The 17,753-nt window shown below is 37.8% G+C and carries 16 protein-coding genes and 1 riboswitch; of the genes, 8 read left to right on the top strand and 8 right to left on the bottom strand.

From position 1 onward, the window contains the following. Positions 1–21: 21 nt before the first annotated feature. The gene (locus tag JUJ52_RS20420) at positions 22–2,010 is read right to left on the bottom strand and encodes an acetoacetate--CoA ligase (RefSeq protein ID WP_205389508.1); all 1,989 of its coding nucleotides are present in this window, start codon (positions 2,008–2,010) and stop codon (positions 22–24) included. A 188-nt stretch (positions 2,011–2,198) separates the two neighbouring features. Continuing rightward, positions 2,199–2,723: a type 1 glutamine amidotransferase domain-containing protein gene (locus JUJ52_RS20425; RefSeq protein WP_026682927.1), complete on the bottom strand. Its 525-nt coding sequence runs from the start codon at positions 2,721–2,723 to the stop codon at positions 2,199–2,201. A 576-nt stretch (positions 2,724–3,299) separates the two neighbouring features. Here JUJ52_RS20425 and JUJ52_RS20430 point away from each other — a divergent pair. Then, positions 3,300–3,395 (top strand): BCCT family transporter, encoded by a 96-nt coding sequence (locus JUJ52_RS20430; protein ID WP_152525458.1) that lies wholly within the window; start codon positions 3,300–3,302, stop codon positions 3,393–3,395. Positions 3,396–3,812: 417 nt separating this feature from the next. Here JUJ52_RS20430 and JUJ52_RS20435 read toward each other — a convergent pair whose 3' ends face one another. The 6 genes from JUJ52_RS20435 to JUJ52_RS20460 all read right to left on the bottom strand — a co-directional run bounded on the left by JUJ52_RS20435 (position 3,813) and on the right by JUJ52_RS20460 (position 8,326). Then, positions 3,813–4,349 carry a phosphoribosyltransferase family protein gene (locus JUJ52_RS20435; RefSeq protein WP_205389509.1) on the bottom strand — a complete coding sequence of 179 codons (537 nt, stop codon included), beginning with the start codon at positions 4,347–4,349 and terminating at the stop codon, positions 3,813–3,815. A 72-nt stretch (positions 4,350–4,421) separates the two neighbouring features. Then, positions 4,422–5,492 carry an NCS2 family permease gene (locus JUJ52_RS20440; RefSeq protein WP_205389510.1) on the bottom strand — a complete coding sequence of 357 codons (1,071 nt, stop codon included), beginning with the start codon at positions 5,490–5,492 and terminating at the stop codon, positions 4,422–4,424. A gap of 99 nt (positions 5,493–5,591) precedes the next feature. Next, positions 5,592–5,693, bottom strand: a riboswitch (purine riboswitch). A gap of 676 nt (positions 5,694–6,369) precedes the next feature. Then, a complete protein-coding gene (locus JUJ52_RS20445; protein WP_026682924.1) occupies positions 6,370–6,822 on the bottom strand; it encodes a YueI family protein in 453 nt (150 codons plus the stop codon). Between the two features lie 17 nt (positions 6,823–6,839). Then, a complete protein-coding gene (locus JUJ52_RS20450) occupies positions 6,840–7,004 on the bottom strand; it encodes a hypothetical protein (RefSeq protein ID WP_162986351.1) in 165 nt (54 codons plus the stop codon). A gap of 299 nt (positions 7,005–7,303) precedes the next feature. Further along, complete coding sequence (locus JUJ52_RS20455) at positions 7,304–7,474, bottom strand: YfhD family protein (protein ID WP_080668770.1); 171 nt, start codon at positions 7,472–7,474, stop codon at positions 7,304–7,306. Between the two features lie 54 nt (positions 7,475–7,528). Then, positions 7,529–8,326 (bottom strand): TIGR00266 family protein, encoded by a 798-nt coding sequence (locus JUJ52_RS20460; RefSeq protein WP_026682923.1) that lies wholly within the window; start codon positions 8,324–8,326, stop codon positions 7,529–7,531. 158 nt (positions 8,327–8,484) lie between these two features. Here JUJ52_RS20460 and JUJ52_RS20465 point away from each other — a divergent pair, with 158 nt between their 5' ends. The 7 genes from JUJ52_RS20465 (at position 8,485) to JUJ52_RS20495 (ending at position 17,625) form a co-directional block, all read left to right on the top strand. Beyond that, positions 8,485–10,440: an aconitate hydratase gene (locus JUJ52_RS20465; protein ID WP_205389512.1), complete on the top strand. Its 1,956-nt coding sequence runs from the start codon at positions 8,485–8,487 to the stop codon at positions 10,438–10,440. 16 nt (positions 10,441–10,456) lie between these two features. Beyond that, the gene (locus JUJ52_RS20470) at positions 10,457–10,633 is read left to right on the top strand and encodes a hypothetical protein (protein ID WP_162986352.1); all 177 of its coding nucleotides are present in this window, start codon (positions 10,457–10,459) and stop codon (positions 10,631–10,633) included. 744 nt (positions 10,634–11,377) lie between these two features. Further along, the gene (locus tag JUJ52_RS20475) at positions 11,378–11,632 is read left to right on the top strand and encodes a hypothetical protein (protein WP_318279913.1); all 255 of its coding nucleotides are present in this window, start codon (positions 11,378–11,380) and stop codon (positions 11,630–11,632) included. 3 nt (positions 11,633–11,635) lie between these two features. Beyond that, positions 11,636–12,988, top strand: coding sequence for a tripartite tricarboxylate transporter permease (locus JUJ52_RS20480; protein WP_205389513.1), 1,353 nt, complete (start codon positions 11,636–11,638; stop codon positions 12,986–12,988). Positions 12,989–13,236: 248 nt separating this feature from the next. Next, positions 13,237–15,027 carry a cation:proton antiporter gene (locus JUJ52_RS20485; protein WP_026682919.1) on the top strand — a complete coding sequence of 597 codons (1,791 nt, stop codon included), beginning with the start codon at positions 13,237–13,239 and terminating at the stop codon, positions 15,025–15,027. A gap of 281 nt (positions 15,028–15,308) precedes the next feature. Beyond that, entirely contained in the window at positions 15,309–16,631 is a 1,323-nt protein-coding gene (locus JUJ52_RS20490; protein ID WP_226983610.1) for an alpha/beta hydrolase, read from the top strand. Positions 16,632–16,674: 43 nt separating this feature from the next. Next, complete coding sequence (locus JUJ52_RS20495; RefSeq protein WP_026682918.1) at positions 16,675–17,625, top strand: MBL fold metallo-hydrolase; 951 nt, start codon at positions 16,675–16,677, stop codon at positions 17,623–17,625. The last annotated feature ends 128 nt before the right edge of the window (positions 17,626–17,753 follow it).

Genomic DNA, 17,753 nt, shown 5'->3' on the forward strand with positions numbered 1-17,753 from the left:
AGGTGAGGAAGTATGATTCACTTATGCTTTTAATTGTTGTGCAAACGCAACGAAGCTCTCTAGTGAATCTGCATTGCTTAAAGCTCCTTTATTAACAACCTGCTCTGCTGGTTTTCCCATCAATAATTTCTTTACAGGAATCTCTAGTTTTTTCCCATTTAATGTTTTAGGTAGATCAGAGACTTGATGAATTCCGGTTGGTACATGTCTTGGAGAACAGTGAGTTCGAATATGTTTTTTAATTGATTCCTCTATTTCAGTAGTTAATTCATATCCCTCTTTCATAACAACGAAAAGAGGTACAAAAGAATCTCCATCTATTTTTGGTATATCAACAATTAAACTATCAGCTACCTCCTGAACATGGTCTACTGCACGATAGATTTCGCTAGTACCAATTCGAATACCTCCACGGTTGATTGTTGCGTCTGACCTTCCATAGATAATACATGTATTTCTTTCCGTAATTTTAAGATAATCCCCATGGCACCATATTCCAGGGAAGACATCAAAGTAGCTATCGTGAAGTCTCGATCCATTCGTATCATTCCAAAAATAGATTGGCATAGACGGAAAAGGTTCAGTTAAGACAAGCTCACCGACATTTTCTATTTCAGGCTGTCCTTGCTCATTAAAGCTTTCAATTTTAGCACCTAGACCACGGCATTGTAATTCTCCGGCATAGACTGGAAGTATCGGGCAACCTAATATAAATGCTGTACATACATCCGTTCCCCCACTTGCAGAAGCAATCCAAATATCTTTTTTTACATTTTCATAGCACCATTGAAATCCCTCTGGTGGTAGAGGTGAACCTGTGGAGCTAATATTCTTTAGATAACGAAGGTTAAACAATTCTTTTGGTTGGAATTTATCCTTCATACATGCTGTAATATAGCTTGCACTTGTACCCAGAACAGTCATTTTTGTTTCTTCAGCTAGTTTCCATAGCTTTTCTTTCGTTGGATAGCCAGGATTTCCATCATATAAAATGATGGTACTACCGGTTAGTAACCCACTAATAAGGAAATTCCACATCATCCAACCAGTAGTCGTAAACCAGAAAAAACGATCATCTTCTCCTAGGTCAACATGGAAGGTTAATGCCTTTAAATGCTCTAGTAAAATTCCGCCTTGACTTTGAACAATTGGTTTTGGCTTTCCAGTAGTACCAGATGAAAACAATACCCATAAAGGATCATTGAAGGATACATATTCAAAGGACAGCCTTTGATCCTGATGTTGAGATGGAATAGCTTCCTTCCATAAGGTCACAGACGGAAGCTGTTGAAAGGTTGCCTCTTTATCTAAGTAAGGAATTGCAATCGTTGCTTCGAGTGTTGGTAAGCTAGCTTCGATAGTAGAAGCTACTTCTGTTCGATCAAAATCCTTTCCCCCATAGCGATAGCCATCCACAGTGAAAAATACCTTCGGTTCGATTTGTTGAAAACGATCAATGACGCTCTGTGTACCAAAATCAGGAGATGCACTAGACCAAATAGCGCCAAGGCTAGCTGTAGCCAAAAATGCTACAACTGATTCATATATATTAGGTACGTAGGCGACAACACGATCACCTTTGTTAATTCCTAAGTTCTTTAGTGTGTGTTGCATAGCTACTGTATCTTGGTATAATTTTTGCCACGTTACTTCCGTAGTGGTACGGATTTCTGATGTATGAATAATTGCAGGCTGTTCAGAGAAAGCACGCTTATTAAAGATATGCTCGGTATAATTTAATGTAGCTTCTGGAAACCATTTAGCTCCAGGCATTTGATGAGACGTTAATACAGTTTGATATGTATCCTTTGCTTTAATCTCGAAATACTCCCAAATAGATGACCAAAATGCTTCGATTTCATTAACGGACCATTTCCAGAGGGAGTGATAATTCTGAAAGTCTAAACCTTTATGCTGTTTGAGCCAATGTATATAGTGATTAATTTTCGAGTTTTTTTTCCTCTCGTTACTTGGCTCCCAAAGTAGTGTACCTTCACTTACTTGTTTCAACTCGTTCCCTCCTGTTCATGAAAAAGATTACTTCTATTATATGTAAACGCTTACGGTCTGTAAAGGAACCTATATTTCTGGAAAATCTTATCGGATAAGGGCAGTACGGAAGCTCCAACTCAAGTGTACCACGTCCCTTTATTGGACGTGGTACACTTGAACGTTCTATTCTATACGAGCAAAAGGCTTTAATTGTTGGCTAATATATCAGAAAAAGTTTTCATATAAGCTGGTAAATCAGGTGGTCGCCGACTCGATACTAGGTGACCATCTACTATTACTGCTTTATCTACCCAATTGGCACCTGCATTTTTCATGTCGTCTTTTATTCCTGGAGTACTTGTCACTTGTTTTCCTTGTAAAATATTTGCAGAGATAAGTACCCAACCGGCATGACAAATTTGGCCAATAGGTTTATGTGCTTTATCCATTTCTTGAACCATTTTAATAACCTCTGGATATCTTCTTAATTTATCTGGTGCCCAGCCACCTGGTACTAGAATTGCATCGTATTCTGAAGTCTGTATATCAGTGAATGCATAATCTGATATAGCTGGAACACCAAATTTTCCATGGTATGTTATTTGTGCTTCCTTACCAATTAAGTGAACCGCTGCCCCTTCTTCCTGCAAACGTAAAACGGGATACCATAGTTCAAGATCCTCAAAATCGTGTTCAACTAATGCAATAACCTTTTTATTATTTAAGCGCATAGGTCCCCTCCGTTATTCTAAATATAATGTCAGTGTAACAAAATTGGATCATAAGAAGAAAGCAGAAAGAACATATAAAAGCTTATTTTTGCTGTTTTTCTCGAATAGAAGCATTTAATGTAGTTTCTATTTGCTTTGTGATCATTTGTGCAGCACACCAAAATAGTAAATAGGTAAGGAGGAAAAAATATACTATATCTAGCTGGCTCTTTTTCATTATTACAGACGTGACAGTATGCGTAATGAATTATGGTATAAGATACGTTATTTGCTGTTTAAAACAATCAAAATGATGTATAAGAGCAAGAAGTAACTTGTATGTATTCAAAAATATTGGTTTTGGAGGACTTGCTTTTGGAATGTTATTGTTTAGTGAACGACTTGCTATGTTTAAACATTGAAGAGGTGAAGTAATGAAAAGTATTAGTAACGTCTTCGGGATTCATTAGCCCTATGTATCGTAGTAGTAAATTTGGGGTTATTTAAGCCTAAGCATTTAGTAGCGTATAAGAGTATTCAGCAACAATAACTGCTCTTATATCTGATTATTTTAGTTGGTATTATTTGTTGATTGTTATGCTTGTGTATTGTATTTATCTTAATTTCTCTAGGTATGGCAACGCAAAGCTTGGAAAAGAAAATGATAAGCCCGAGTTTAGCTTAACATCTTAGTTTGCGATGCTTTTCCGTGCAGGAATGGGAATAGGTCTGGATGTTACAAATGGAACATTAAACCCACATAACTCTGTCAAAATTATGTGAAAAATAATGCAATCGGCAGTTGCGGGCAATAATGGTGTATTTTAGCGGTATACTAAGTTTACAGAATATGCTTATTATTGCAGCCTTGCCTTTTCCGTAGTTATTCTGCTGATGGGTAAACCTATTAGAAAACTGCGCAAACGGAATACTAAAAAACGTCGCACTTAGCCCCCGATTAAATTTTTACCCTGAAGAGACGGCTTTTGTCATCTAGGTTTAAAGATGTAACCGTGAGGGCAAGTGCTTACGTTAGATACGAGCGCGATACATTATGAAGAACTTCTTGGAATATAATATGCTACCTTATCTGATCTGGGTGAGTAATGCTTATTTAAATAATGGCAGTTTTTCTAAGAAGATAATATCATCACGATTAGCAGCATCCCCTTCTGCTAAAATCGCAGCTTTTGCAGTGACGTGACCTCCTGCATCGGCGACTAAGCTCTCAAGTGCCATCATCGATTCGCCAGTACTAATAACATCGTCAATTAATGCAACCCTTTTTCCCTTTATTCTGGCTACATCGTGTTTATCTAAACATAGTAATTGTTGTTTTTGTGTGGTGATGGAATTTACCTCGTGAATCAGAACATCTTCCATATAGGGCTTCACGCTTTTACGTACAACAATATAGCGATCCATTTCTAGATGCTTTGAAAGCTCATGAATAAAGGGAATTCCCTTGGCTTCTGCAGTGACAAGTATATCGACCTCTGGTAATTTTTCAGCTAATAATGGTGCAGTAGCACTAATTAATTCCGTATCGCCAAGAACAACAAAGCTTGCAATTTTCACTTCGTCATTAATCGGAATGATTGGTAAATCTCTTGTTATTCCTGCTACCTTTAATGGATAAGTGTTCAAATCAATTCCTCCTAAAAATGTTATCGTACAATGGTAGTAGATTATGTTTAAAAAGCGTATATTCTATAATATTTAAATGCCGAAGATACTTAGTAGAAATTGCATGACAATGCCTGCTAACATTCCTAGGAATGGATCAGCAATGGCAGTTACTACCATTGTTACTCCAGCAATGATAGTTGAACCCGATCCATCTGTGCCAAGAGCTGCAGCTGCATTACCAGGTAGCGTAACAATGGCACCTAATACAAATAAAAAACCAGCTATAGATGCACTTGGTACAAACTTACCTATTTTCGGTAGTAATCGTAAGAATAAAATAATTGCCATAATGATCATCATCAGTACACCAGCCCATACAGCGTGTGGTGCACTTGCAGTTGCTGAAATTACCACTTCAACCGGTCCTCCACCAAAAAGTGCGGACCCCATATCTGCTAAGCTGCTAATAATTGTGATCGTGTCAACATTTACATCAGTAGCAGCAATCTCCCCATTTATTTTCCCGAATGCAATGTTAGCTCCAATATTTAAGCAAACCATAGCTAAGGCACCACGAATGACCATAGGGTTTAGCAGTAGTTTTTGTAGGGAAATTTTTTCTTTAGGCAGGTCCTTTTTGCCACCTGTTTGATCTTTTTTCATAAAGAAATAGATTACACTAGATAGAATAACGGAGATTGTAATGGTGTAAACAAGGTCTCGCGTTGCGACATATACAAGTAATGCGCTGGCAAAGGATGAAATACCAACAATACGATCTTGCTTCGCCATATCCCAGGCGACTTTTGCCAGCATTATTCCTACACCAGCCATCATACCATTAGTTATGACTGGACCAATCCAATCAATAATCTGTTCTAGTAGACCGAATAAACCAATAACAAGCATGATAAGTGCACCAAAGAAAATCATGGAGAGTCTTTCTCGCATGTTTTTTCCCATTGTACCAGCTAAGGTGATGGTTTCTGCTTGATAAGAAATGACGGCTACATTACTTGTTACCGCGTTCCCGAATGCTCCAATGATAAAGGCGATGGCGGTAGGTACAGAGGCGAAGCCAAATGTAAGTGCTAGTAATCCTTGTGGAAGGCCATTAAGCACACCACTAATTGCAGCTAAAAAATCTTTGATGATGTCCATCTGTTTTTCTCCTTATCCCCCCGGGAAATGAATGGTGACTACACTACCAACGAATATAATGATAAGAAAAAACCGCCCAAAAATTGAACGGTTTTTCGCTAGAGTAAAAGCACCGTCCATAGTGAAGTAATTTACGGTTACTTCGTAGAGACTCCCAATCCATATTATTGGGAATATATGGGGTATATTTTTTATTTTTTACGAATGACAATGCCATTATAATATAAAATGTTTACTTTTTGTAGGTAAAAAAATGGAAAACAGCGAAAAAACAATGATTTTTTAATGTAAATCCATACAAAAGAAAAGGAGGGACAAAAGCGTTTTGTTTACTTCAAACAGGTTCTATCGCTGCTCCAGCAAAAATACTTCGCTATCTGCGAGCAAGGATTTAGTTGTACTTTTACTGCAGGGTAAGGAAGGATTAGGCAGCGATACATCGTACGCAGAAAAATGCTCTTCTTTTCAAGGAGTTTACGTATTTTGGCTGCAATTCGTAGTAACATTTATCCCACATATAACTGCAGTAAGAACCTAACTACAAGGAATAAAGTGAAACCACTATTGGTAAGTGGGGGATCGACCGCCAGTAAATGTTCGATCAGTTCAAAGGCCTTTAGGTCATACCCTTGTGGTGGTACTAATCATCAGTGTGTGATAAACAAACCCCAAGGATTTAAGGTTCACTTTATTTTATCGTTCGGCTTTTGGGTTTTTCATTCGTCCCAGACCTTTGAAACAATTGATGCGAGCAATGGTTTGGTTACTACCACTCACTGAGGGAACTTCACACAGTTATTCAGCTCGTTGGAGTTTCGTATATGCTTATTGCATCTACCCCTTTTAAGATATCACCTATAGTAAAAGGATATTATCCTTATGATCGAAACCATTTTTTAATCTTTGAAAGGGTGGAGGATTGTTTATCATTTTGTTCTTCTTGTTTTTCTGATTGAATCGGATCAGTTTGTATAAAAATATCTTCTTTATCAATGGCATAGTCATAGGTTAAAACTGCTCCAATATCCGTTTCTACTTCTTCATTGGTTACGGTTGAATACGTAATATGGTACTTATTTGCTAAGTGTTTTTCTTCCTTTAAAAATCGATGAGAAACATCGCCATTAATAAGTAATGTTGCCTTAGGATGTTCTTTCATCGCTTCCTCTAGTTGAGCTAAGCCTTTATCAGACATAACTTGTCCCTTTGTTAAGGCGAGAACAATTCGTTCTCGAAGTGTTCCTAGAAATTGTTTACGTTCATGGTCTTTTGGTAGTCTCGTGCCATACATGCCTTCTGTAAGATAGTCATCTACATTTTTCTTACTCATCTGTATTCCTCGCTTTTTTAATATAATTGTTGTTTTATCCCACAAATAACTGGCACTAATACCCCCACTTCAAGCAATAAAGAAACCAATATGGATAAGTGTGAGTCGCCTGCCAGTAAATGTTCGATCAGTTCAAAGGCCTTTAGGTCATACCCTTTTGGTATGGTACTAACCATCAGCAAGGAGAACCCCCCCCCACGGATGGAAGTTTCACTTTATTTATGGAATGACTATAATTGGAATTGTATTAATACCTCTATTGTACAAATGCCCCCTGTTAGAAGCAACGAAATTAGTGTTAAATAAAAAGTGGGCGAGACAAAAGAAAGGAAGTTAAAGAAAATCTGAACTACGATCCGAGTATACGAAGTGATATTCGGATCGTAGTTCAGATTGTTTTCGTAGTCTAAGAAATTATAAAATTAGCCCAGATATACCAGGCTTAGTTATCCTTAACCACAATAATATCCATGTTAGTAAATTATTTTCCTTTTATTCGTTTATTAGCTTGATCGCTTCGTTGTTGAGCTTCTTTATCCTCATGATCTGCTAATTCTTCAGAAAACTCAACATCAATACCATCTGACTTTTGGTTTTTAGGAGTTTGTGAAAGAAAATTATTCTTTGATTTATGATGCTCATCTTTTCCCATGTTTTCACCTCGTTTTTATGATCTCATGGTTATTATGCATCATAAATAGCTTTTCTATTTACGATCGCCACCTAGTAAATCGAATAAACCTCCGGCAATACTTCCTTCCCCTTTTGATCCACCCTTTTCAGGAGCGGCAGCAAAGATTCTACTAGCCAGTCTACTGAATGGAAGTGATTGTACCCAAACAGTTCCAGGTCCGCGTAATGTCGCAAAAAACAGTCCTTCCCCGCCGAATAATGCGGTTTTTACACCGCCAACATATTCAATGTTATAATCAATACCTGAATCCATCGCAACAAGGCAGCCTGTATCTACGCGTAGTGATTCTCCGACACCAATTTCTTTTTTATGTATGGTACCACCCGCATGGATAAACGCCATTCCATCTCCCTCAAGCTTTTGCATAATAAATCCTTCACCACCAAAAAATCCTGTCCCAATTTTTTTCTGAAACTCTATACCTACCGAGACTCCTTTTGCAGCTGCAAGAAACGCATCTTTTTGGCAAATTAACTTGCCATCAATTTCACTTAAATCCATCGGAATAATTTTACCTGGATATGGTGAAGCAAATGCTACATGGCGCTTTCCTGTACCTTCATTAGTAAATGCTGTCATAAACAAACTTTCTCCGGTAAGAACTCGTTTTCCTGCACCAAATAATTTACCCATCAAGCCTCCATCCTCTTTAGATGAGCCATCTCCGAAAATGGTTTCCATTTTGATTTGTTCATCCATCATCATTAAACTTCCTGCTTCAGCAATAACGGTTTCTTGGGGATCTAATTCAACCTCAACAAACTGCATGTCATCTCCATACAACTGATAATCAATTTCATGGTTATTCATAAGACCACTCCTTTTAAAATTGGAAAAATACGTACTTTTCTAGTATACGTATAAAAATGCTTTTAAGATTCAAAAAGATTGGGAATTCAAACAAATAGAAATGCTATTATTCCATATACTAGTTAATGGGATATAAGCTACTTAAAGGAGGGTGTACGTTGTCATTAAATTTAACGCAAAAATTAATTAAAGATCACTTAGTAGCTGGTGACATGGTTCCGGGTGAAGAAATTGGTCTGAAAATGGATCAGACCTTAACGCAGGATGCTACTGGGACATTGGTCATGTTGGAATTAGAAGCTATGGAATTGGATCGTGCAAGAACAGAAGCGTCTGCACAATATGTAGATCATAACCTTATTCAAGAAGATAATAAAAATCCAGATGATCATCTATTTTTGCAAAGTGCTACCCAGCGCTTTGGACTATTTTATAGTCGACCAGGTAATGGGGTAAGTCATCCTGTTCATATGCAGAGATTAGCAAAACCCGGTAAAACATTACTTGGCTCTGATAGTCATACGTGTGCGAATGGATGTATGGGAATGCTTGCCATGGGTGCAGGTGGAATTGATGTTGCACTAGCAATTGCTGGAGAACCATTTTACGTGAAAATGCCAAAGGTCTGGGGCATACGCTTATCGGGAAAGCTGCCTGATTGGGTAAGTGCCAAAGATATCATATTAGAATTACTTAGAAGGTATGATGTGAAGGGGGGAGTCGGTAAGGTCATTGAATACTATGGTCCGGGTTTACATCAATTAAGTGCAATGGATCGACATGTTATTGCAAATATGGGTGCTGAGCTAGGCGCTACTGGTACTGTCTTTCCATCAGATAAAGAAATTAAACGTTTCCTTAAAGAACAAGGAAGAGAAGACGATTGGATAGAATTGACTGCTGATAAAGGAGCGAGCTATGATCTTGAGGATGAGATTGATTTCACGTCATTAGAACCTCTTATCGCAAAGCCGTCTAGTCCCGGAAATGTTGTTCCTGTTCATGAATTGATAGATACGCCGATATATCAGTCATATATAGGCTCGTCTGCTAATCCTGGATTTCGAGATTTTGCAGTTGCTGCGGAAATAGTAAAAGATAAGCAGATTGCTGAGGGAGTTTCTTTTGATATTAATCCAACATCGAGGCAAATGCTTCAAGACTTAGTGAAAGAAGGTCATATAGCTAACTTGTTACAAGCTGGAGCACGATTACACCAAGCAGGATGCAATGGCTGTATCGGTATGGGGCAAGCTCCGGCTTTTGGTAGAAATAGTATTCGCACAACCCCTAGGAATTTCCCTGGGCGATCTGGAACGCGAGAGGATAGTGTCTTTTTATGTAGTCCAGAAACAGCCGCTGCTTCGGCTTTAAATGGAAAAATTACAGATCCAAGAACATTAGGAATGAACTATCCTGCTGTGAAGTTGCCTAAACAACCTACTGTTGATGAGCATTTACTAGAGGATCCATTGCCTTATGATGAAGCAAAAAGCATACGTTTGCAAAAGGGACCAAATATTGCTTCGATTCCTAAAATGGATGAAATGCCTGACGAGATAGAAATACCTATTTTATTAAAAATGGGAAATAATATCTCAACGGATGAAATACTTGCAGGCGGAGCTCGTGTACTTCCTTATCGTAGTAACTTACCAGAAATCAGTAGGTTTACCTTTGAGATTATCGATGAAACTTACTATGAGCGAGGTAAGGAAACGGTAGATAAAGGTGGGCATGCAATTGTCGGTGGTTTTAATTATGGTCAAGGTTCAAGTCGAGAACATGCGGCACTAGCTCCAAGATATCTTGGTTTACGAGTAGCTATTGTTAAAGATTTTGCTCGTATCCATTGGCAAAACCTTGTGAATTTTGGTGTGCTTCCTCTGACCTTTGTGAATGAAGAAGATTATGATTTACTGCAGCAGGGGGATGTTTTAAAGGCTGCAGATTTAAGGAGAAAAGTAAAGGAAGGAAAACATTTTAATATCGAGGTAAAAGGAAAGAAACAGCAAATTAAGGTGAAGCATACGTTATCTGAACGGCAAATTGATATCATGCTAAAGGGTGGCATTATTAATTGGGTGAAGGATCGTAGTGTAAAACAAGGATAACAAAGGAGGCAATAGCATGAGTCGAAAAGACAATCGATGTAGGGTATGTGATGGTACTGGTTTATTGGCGGATGATGAAGGTTGGCAATATCGATGTTCTGTTTGTAATGGGGATGGTATTTATGGTCGAGAAGATGAAAACAAACCAGCACGAATTATGCAAGTAGATGAGAATAATCGATTGTTGGATTAATAATGAGACGGGGACAGAACGAGTCCGAAGACCCCAGAAGAGAGACTGAGGTCGTACCCTGCCGAAAGAGACATTTTAATTGAGTCATGAAATGAACTACCTATCTCCAGAACAATAACCCGAACTTTATCTGGTTTAGATAAAGTTCGGGTTTTACATCTTTGTAATGTTTCCACTAACGTATTATACATTATACAGTTGTGTCATAATGCTCTTCTGCTGCTGTAACATTGTTTTTAGCTCTGAATCCTGTATATGCTGCTCATATAAAAACGATATATGTTTGTTGAGTATAGGAAGCAGTCGTAGATATTTTCACTGTGTAGATTATTTTGTTATGGTATAAAACATAAATCGTCTTAACAAGAGAAATGCTTATGTTTTCTTGCTTCATTTAAAAGCCTGTAAGATGTATAATTAAAAAATATAAAAAAGCTATAAAGTGGGGAAAAGCATAATTCATCTTCATGATTAGCTTTCAAGAAGGCTGAATCGTAGCTATCAGCCCTTTTTGTACTAGTTTAGGAAATTATAAAATTTACCCAAGTGAATAAATATGGGCGTGTTGAGCCGCGTCCAGCTCTAGTGTCCAGAAACGAAGTGAATTCACAAATCGCTCTAAGCTAAGTCATCATGGGTTCGCAAGCTCACCGTAATTCAAATTATCTCCGTTGCTAGTCGCTACATTTCTAATCGAGTGCTTGCGCTTTTGTTCTTGCTTCTAAAAATAAAAAGGTGGTTTTTATGACGAAAATGGATGATAGACACCAACAAGGGGAAAATATTGAGGTGTGGGAAGACTTAGTTAATATTAAAGATTTACTCCTATCTATTGTTATTTGTACGATAAGTACACTGGGAGGTTATCTTATAGCCCCAAATGAACCTCCAAAGCCACTTATTTTTGGTTTGGTCGGCGCTGTTGTAGGATTTATTATTACTAGCGTTGTAATTAAACCAAAGCGTCGTTTTCGGTATATGGACGAAGAGGAGGATTAAACAATGGATATGGTATTAATCGTTGAATTAATAGCTGCATCTGCTATCGGTGCTATATTATACACGATTATAGGAATTGCCCCAGGTACAGACGAGACAGCTGTTCTTGCTCCAGTCACACTTGTATTAGTGTTATCTGGCTTTGAACCAATTGTCATTTTAGCCTTTTTTATTTCGGCAATTGTAGCTAAAAAACTGACGGATTCTATCCCTGTTGCAATAGCTGGTATACCTGGAGGAGTTATGTCTGCTCCTATGGTAGAGCACGCAATGGTATTAAAAAAGCATGGTATACCAGAGCTTAGTATACGAAAAATGGCATCGGGTTCGGTTATCGGAACGATGATTGCAGTTCCAATGAGTCTTTTGCTGGCTAATCTAATCGCTCCTTTATCGGATTACATAACAGAATATGCGAGTCAAATCTTTTTGGGGGGAGCTATTTTTTTAGCGTTGATGACGAAAAATCGCTGGATTGCACTATTATCCATTCTCCCTTTTGCTTTTATTATTCAAGGCCTACGAATTTTTTATTGGGAAGTCGGGATCGTTCCTGAAGATAAAACAGTATTCACATCTTTCTTTTTAGGAATTACAATTGGACCAGTCATCTTAAAACTAGCAGAATTGTTAAACCCAAAATCGCGGCGAAAGATGCCACGTTATGGGAAAAAAGAAATTGCAATGAGAAAAACTAGAAAAACAAAAGGATTTCCGAATCCATTTAAAATTCTTGATAAAAAAGAGATTGGGACTACATCGCTTTCCTCCTTTTTAGGTGTATTGACATTTTTTATGAGTCCTGTGGGAATGACAATTTTTTTAGGTGAAACGTTAACTAGTCGGATAAAAGATCCGGTAAAAAAAGCTACACGGGCTATATCTAGTATGGATGGACTAACAAATGCTGCGTATATTTCAGGAACGCTTATTCCTTTAATTGCAATTGGTCTTCCTTTATCACCAACGGCAATTGGTCCTGGAGGTCCTTTATTTAATGCACCGCCTGTTTTTACAGAGGAGCATAATATGCATCATATGTTAACGATGCCCGATTTCATTCTAGCAACAGTGATTGGATCAGTTGTTGCGATTAGTATAACGTTTTATATTACTATTAAGTATGCGCAGCAAATTTGCGCGTTTGTTTTTCGATTTATTCCACATGAGGCAATGCTCGGTTTATTTTTTGGTTTAGTAATTATGCTAGCTTTTATGGATGCCGGGATTGTGAACATAGCTGGAGTGCTATTAGTTGCTTTAGTTGCTGGATTCCTTCATCGAAAAGGGGTTAATTATGGTGTGCAATTTATGACCTTGTATGCCGCTCCATGGTTAGTTTCTTTATTTATGTGAACTTTTTAAGTTGGTCATATAGTACATGGATATGAATGAAAATGAACGCACTTGTATAGTTACTATTAGTAGACAGAATTACAAGATAAATACCATTGCGCTCTAGGTTGTCGGCAGGGTTACGTTCTTGTCTGTCGGTTGATCGTATTTAGCATCAAGGGTAGTTAAAGCAATTCAATTAGGACAAAATCAAAGGAAAGCATCCACTGTTACGCGATTATACGTAGCAATTGAAAAGAGGTTAACGAATGCAAGAATTAGGCTTGATTAGTATCGTTGTTGTTATTGCTTTAGGTATATTTTCACAATGGTTTGCATGGAGAATTCAATGGCCATCTATTGTCATCATGTCAATAGCTGGACTGTTAATCGGACCAATATTTGGATTTATTAATCCAGAGCAGGCGTTAGGAGATTTATACAGTCCTATCATTTCTCTTGCTGTTGCAGTAATTTTATTTGAAGGTAGTACTACACTGGATATCCGTGAGGTCAAAGGGATTTCAAAATCTGTTTTTCGAGTTGTAACCTTTGGCGCATTTCTTGCCTGGGTTGGAGGGTCCTTAGCGGCACATTTTATTGCCGGGCTTAGTTTAGAAATAGCATTTATTATAGGGGGGCTATTTGTAGTAACAGGGCCGACAGTAATTATCCCCTTACTACGACAATCAAAATTAAAACCAAGAACGGCAGCTGTTTTAAAATGGGAAGGAATTATAGTTGATCCTGCTGGACCATTATTAGCCTTATTCGCTTATGAGGTTATTAAAGTAATTACAGATGATACGTTACATGCAAGTGCTTTGGGCTCCTTTTTCCTTGCCTCCTTCTTAGCTATCATCATCGGTTATCTATTTGGTTTCTTATTAAGCTTTATGGCCAGCAAAGGGATGTTCCCAGAGTATTTAAAATCTCCAATTACACTGTCCCTAGTATTTATTTGCTTCGCGTTAAGTGAAGTTATTATGCATGAGACTGGAATGTTAGCAGTCACCGTAATGGGTTTAACCTTGGCAAGAACCAAAAAATATGTCTCTTCACTTGGGAATATAAGTCACTTTATTGAAAATATATCTGTTTTATTAACGTCAACCATTTTCATTCTATTAACTGCTTCGCTCACTAGAGAGACGATTGGAGAAGTATTTACTTTACCAATTCTCGGATTTGTTTTAGTCATGCTATTTATTGTTCGGCCATTATCTATTTGGATATCTACAATCGGTACGGAACTAACAGTAGCTGAGAAAACACTCATCGGCTGGATTGCTCCTAGAGGGATTGTGGCGCTGACCGTATCGGGATATTTTGCTTCTACATTACTTAACGATGGTTATGGGGGGGCTTCTATCTTGACAGCTCTTACATTTGCTTTAGTATTTATAACGGTTTGTGCACATGGATTTACGTTAGGGCCATTGGCAAAGAAACTAAAATTAGCAAGTTCAGAGCCGCCGGGGATATTAATTGTAGGTGCTAGTAGTTTTTCCATTGCTTTTGCAGAAGCGGTGAAAGAACTAGGAAACCCAGTCTTAATTAGTGATTCTTCTAGCGGAAGACTATTTCAAATAGAGCAAAAAGGGATTGCAACATATCGTGGGGAAATCCTTGATGAACATAGCCAATTTGAAATGGATATAACACCGTACGAAAAGATATTAGCTATGACAGAGGATGCGACGTACAACGCACTCGTAGCCCAATCCTATATACCTGAATTTGGCTATAATAATACGTTCACTATACCTTCTGAAAGGTCTGGGAATAGGGATGAATCACAGATCCCTACTTCAGTAAAGGCACATTTGTTGTTTGGTAAAGAACATGTATTCAAAGAATTGAATAGAAAGATTAACACAAACTATTCCATTCAAACAATGAAAGTTGTTGAGAAAATGGAAAAGAAAGAACATGTTCCAGTGGATGGTATTCCGTTATGTATTCGTAAGAAAAATGGTACGATTGAATTTGTTACATTACGTAAAATGCCTACAATGGATAAAGATGATCAACTCGTATTTTTAGCAAAGAATAACTAAAAATGTATTTACTCATAATCCGAACTGATTTCGTTCGGATTATTTGTGTACTTCTAAACAGGTTTTAGCTTCGATCCAGCAAAATACTACGCTTTTCTCGGACACAACTTCAGCTTTCTCGGAGAGCAATGACCATTCCTACGGGATCTTCAACTCGTACTTTTGCCGTAGGATAAGAAATGCTTCGTAAGTCGTATGGATAAGTTTAGTTTTTCTATCGTACTTGTGAAACTTTTTGATTGATAATTCGTATAATTTAAAAAAGTTAAAGGGTGGGGGTATTGAGGAAATATGGTATTTTTTTATTCGTATTCTTAGCATTGATTGCTGGATGTAGCTCTTCATCAGAGAATAAAGAAAAGCAGAAGGAGAATCATACGATGACAGGATTTTGGCAAGGAAAAATTGAGATTCCAAACCAATCACTAGCTATTGAATTGGATATTAAAGGGGTAAAAGATTTAACTGGTACGATAAGTATTCCTGTTCAAGGATTAGTGAATTATCCTTTATCCACTATAGAATTAACGGAAGGACAGCATATCGTTTTTACAATGTACATGCAAAATCAGCTCATTTCTTTTGCAGGGGAAATTAAGGGAGATGCTATATCCGGTACGTTTACGCAAAATGGTCAATCCTTTCCCTTTCAATTAACCAAAAATGATAAAAAGGTAGTAAAACAAGAAGAAGGGAATTTTCTAGAGGTAAAAACGGATACAGGAACGTTATTTGCTGAATTAGAAAGTCCTGAAGGTGACGGACCTTTTCCTATAATGATAATTATTCCAGGATCGGGACCAACAGATCGTAATGGAAATTCTATCGGCTTTTCAGGAAAAAATGATAGTTTAAAACGCTTAGCAGAAAACCTTGCAAAGAAAGGGATAGCAAGTATTCGGTATGATAAACGGGGTGTTGGTAAAAATCAGCAAGCTGTAATAAATGAATCGAAGTTGCGCTTTGAGGAATTTGTTCATGATGCATCTCTATGGATAGACAAGCTACAATCAGATAAACGATTTTCTAAAATAGGAATCATTGGTCATAGTCAGGGCTCACTGATAGGGATGATTGTCGCTGCTGAACAAAACATTGATGTGTTTGTATCGATTGCGGGAGCGGGACGCACCATTGATAAGGTTATGTATGATCAGTTAAGTGAACAGCTTACGGATGCCGCTCTTGAAGAGGTACAACGTATACTATCTAAATTAAGAAAAGGTGAGACTGTTAATCAGGTTCGTGATGAATTACAAGCTATATTGAGGCCAAGTATTCAACCGTTTTTGTCATCGTGGATACAATATGAACCAACGCAAATCATTAAAACATTAACTATTCCAATATTAATTGTCCACGGTGAGCATGACATACAGGTTTCTGTTAGTGAAGCTGATGCGCTAGCTGAGGCAAATTTAGATGCAACCAAATTTATCGTGGGGAGGATGAATCATGTATTAAAGGAGGCTCCTGCTGACCGTGATCAAAACATTCAAACATATACCAATCCAGATTTACCACTGGCACCAGGTTTGACAGAGGGGATAATTGATTTCCTTAGACAAGTTGAATTTATAAATGACTCCACTAATGGAAAATAGATATGCTACTATGGAGAAAAAGGTAAAAAGGGGAAGTTATGCTATGCAGTCGAAGCATCCGATTCACTTGGATAATCGTATTCGCCTAATAGATGGCTTTGATTTAGGTGTTCCTAACCGTACTGGTACGTATGTTATTGATGAGGAACAGCTAACAATTGTCGAAACTGGCCCAAGTCCATCTGTAAGGCATGTCAAGAATGGTCTAGAAAAGTTAGGCTTTCAACTAGATCAAGTAAAATATATTATTGTGACACATATTCATTTAGACCATGCTGGGGGAGCAGGCTTATTAATCAGAGATTGTCCAAATGCTTCTGTTATTGTGCACCCGCGTGGAGAAAGGCATTTAATTGATCCTAAAAGACTTGCAGCAGGAGCTAGGGCTGTTTATGGTGATAGTTTTTCGGAACTATTCGAACCGATTGTCCCTGTTGATGCGGACCGAATAATTGTTAAAGGCGATGGAGATACGCTAGAAATCGGTTCCAGTTGCATGCTTGAATTTTTAGATACTCCAGGCCATGCCAAGCATCATTTTTGTATTTATGATCCAATAAGTAATGGGGTGTTTACTGGAGATACCGTTGGTGTTCGTTATCAGCAATTAATAGATCAAGGCGTTCCATTCTTTTTACCTTCGACATCGCCAAATCAGTTTAATCCAGATGCTATGCAAGCTGCGATTGCTCGTTTACAAGCATTAAATCTGGATCGGATTTATTATGGACACTTTGGAATGACGAATACTCCCAATTTAGCACTACAGCAAGTAGCGAATTGGCTTCCTCTTTTTCTGGATATCGGTCAACAGGTATGGAAGGAAGGGCTTGGTTATGATGAATTAGCTAAGCGTCTATTATCAGCGGTTAAAGTTGAATTACGAGCAAAGGGTATTCCAGATGACCATGAGGCTTATATTGTAATTAATTTAGATATGCAAGTTTGTGCCTTAGGAATTATTGATTTCTTTAAAAAATTAGAAGAAAGATAAGTGTGTTTGAACTCACAGATAAAATAGTTAATATAAAAACTTTCACGGGAGAGCAATTGCTTGAACACATAGAGTGCATATGCGGAGCTACAGGAAAATTTCCCTTATTAGAACAGCTATTGGAAGTG

Origin of the sequence: Virgibacillus sp. AGTR, from assembly GCF_016919725.2 — a bacterium.
In the GTDB taxonomy this organism is placed as follows: domain Bacteria; phylum Bacillota; class Bacilli; order Bacillales; family Amphibacillaceae; genus Virgibacillus; species Virgibacillus salarius.

Coding starts and splice junctions, on each gene's coding strand:
- JUJ52_RS20475 (WP_318279913.1), top strand. CDS start 11,378: ATGACGAAAATGGATGATAGACACCAACAAGGGGAAAATATTGAGGTG.
- JUJ52_RS20430 (WP_152525458.1), top strand. CDS start 3,300: ATGCTTGTGTATTGTATTTATCTTAATTTCTCTAGGTATGGCAACGCA.
- JUJ52_RS20445 (WP_026682924.1), bottom strand. CDS start 6,822: ATGAGTAAGAAAAATGTAGATGACTATCTTACAGAAGGCATGTATGGC.
- JUJ52_RS20470 (WP_162986352.1), top strand. CDS start 10,457: ATGAGTCGAAAAGACAATCGATGTAGGGTATGTGATGGTACTGGTTTA.
- JUJ52_RS20495 (WP_026682918.1), top strand. CDS start 16,675: ATGCAGTCGAAGCATCCGATTCACTTGGATAATCGTATTCGCCTAATA.
- JUJ52_RS20440 (WP_205389510.1), bottom strand. CDS start 5,492: ATGGACATCATCAAAGATTTTTTAGCTGCAATTAGTGGTGTGCTTAAT.
- JUJ52_RS20455 (WP_080668770.1), bottom strand. CDS start 7,474: ATGGGAAAAGATGAGCATCATAAATCAAAGAATAATTTTCTTTCACAA.
- JUJ52_RS20460 (WP_026682923.1), bottom strand. CDS start 8,326: ATGAATAACCATGAAATTGATTATCAGTTGTATGGAGATGACATGCAG.
- JUJ52_RS20425 (WP_026682927.1), bottom strand. CDS start 2,723: ATGCGCTTAAATAATAAAAAGGTTATTGCATTAGTTGAACACGATTTT.
- JUJ52_RS20480 (WP_205389513.1), top strand. CDS start 11,636: ATGGATATGGTATTAATCGTTGAATTAATAGCTGCATCTGCTATCGGT.
- JUJ52_RS20485 (WP_026682919.1), top strand. CDS start 13,237: ATGCAAGAATTAGGCTTGATTAGTATCGTTGTTGTTATTGCTTTAGGT.